At 55.2% G+C, this 500-nt stretch carries 1 rRNA gene; it reads left to right on the forward strand.

Annotation, left to right across the window (positions count from 1 at the left end):
* Nucleotides 1-483, forward strand: a 23S ribosomal RNA gene (locus H0Z31_15830); the annotation flags it as partial.
* Nucleotides 484-500: the final 17 nt, after the last annotated feature.

Raw genomic sequence — 500 nt, forward strand, 5'->3', positions numbered from 1 at the left:
TCGCTCAACGGATAAAAGCTACCCCGGGGATAACAGGCTTATCTCCCCCAAGAGTCCACATCGACGGGGAGGTTTGGCACCTCGATGTCGGCTCATCGCATCCTGGGGCTGTAGTCGGTCCCAAGGGTTGGGCTGTTCGCCCATTAAAGCGGTACGCGAGCTGGGTTCAGAACGTCGTGAGACAGTTCGGTCCCTATCCGTCGTGGGCGCAGGAAATTTGAGAGGAGCTGTCCCTAGTACGAGAGGACCGGGATGGACACACCGCTGGTGTACCAGTTGTTCCGCCAGGAGCACAGCTGGGTAGCTACGTGTGGAAGGGATAAGTGCTGAAAGCATCTAAGCATGAAGCCCCCCTCAAGATGAGATTTCCCATCACGTCAAGTGAGTAAGATCCCTGAAAGATGATCAGGTTGATAGGTCCGAGGTGGAAGCGTGGTGACACGTGGAGCTGACGGATACTAATCGATCGAGGACTTAACCAAGCAAGAAAAGCGGAAGCG

It is taken from the genome of Bacillus sp. (in: firmicutes) (assembly GCA_017656295.1).
Lineage (GTDB): Bacteria > Bacillota > Bacilli > Bacillales > JACDOC01 > JACDOC01.